This is a genomic window from Halomonas sp. G15 (assembly GCF_021282295.1).
GTDB lineage: Bacteria > Pseudomonadota > Gammaproteobacteria > Pseudomonadales > Halomonadaceae > Halomonas > Halomonas alimentaria.
Genome location: NZ_JAJSPA010000093.1, coordinates 1 through 981, shown reverse-complemented (window position 1 = coordinate 981; position 981 = coordinate 1). Strand labels below are relative to the sequence as shown.

General features: G+C 54.1%; 1 rRNA gene. It reads left to right on the top strand.

Annotated elements, in window-relative coordinates:
• Positions 1–981, top strand: a 23S ribosomal RNA gene (locus tag LWH48_RS18110); the annotation flags it as partial.

Sequence of the window (981 nt, the reverse complement as noted above, 5' to 3'; positions counted from 1 at the left end):
GTTCTGTGACCGCGTACCTTTTGTATAATGGGTCAGCGACTTATTTTCAGTGGCGAGCTTAACCGTATAGGGGAGGCGTAGGGAAACCGAGTCTTAACTGGGCGACCAGTCGCTGGGAATAGACCCGAAACCGGGCGATCTATCCATGAGCAGGTTGAAGGTTGAGTAACATCAACTGGAGGACCGAACCAGGATCTGTTGAAAAAGATTTGGATGACTTGTGGATCGGAGTGAAAGGCTAATCAAGCCCGGAGATAGCTGGTTCTCCTCGAAAGCTATTTAGGTAGCGCCTCACGTAGCACCGCCGGGGGTAGAGCACTGTTTCGGCTAGGGGGTCATCCCGACTTACCAACCCGAGGCAAACTCCGAATACCGGTGAGTGACGCGTGGGAGACACACAGCGGGTGCTAACGTCCGTTGTGAAAAGGGAAACAACCCAGACCGTCAGCTAAGGTCCCGAAATCCTGGTTAAGTGGGAAACGATGTGGGAAGGCTCAGACAGCTAGGAGGTTGGCTTAGAAGCAGCCATCCTTTAAAGAAAGCGTAATAGCTCACTAGTCGAGTCGGCCTGCGCGGAAGATATAACGGGGCTCAAACCAGGTACCGAAGCTACGGGTTCGTCGAATGACGAGCGGTAGAGGAGCGTCGTGTAAGCCGATGAAGGGAGATCGAGAGGTCTGCTGGAGGTATCACGAGTGCGAATGCTGACATGAGTAACGACAAGGGGAGTGAAAAACTCCCCCGCCGGAAGACCAAGGGTTTCTGTTCGACGCTAATCGGAGCAGAGTGAGTCGGCCCCTAAGGCGAGGCCGAAAGGCGTAGTCGATGGGAAACGGGTTAATATTCCCGTACCTCACTGTATTGCGATGGGGGGACGGAGAAGGCTAGGTGAGCCAGGCGTTGGTAGTCCTGGTGAAAGTCAGTAGGCTGAGGATTCAGGCAAATCCGGATCCTCAAGGCCGAGAGACGAGACGAACTGAC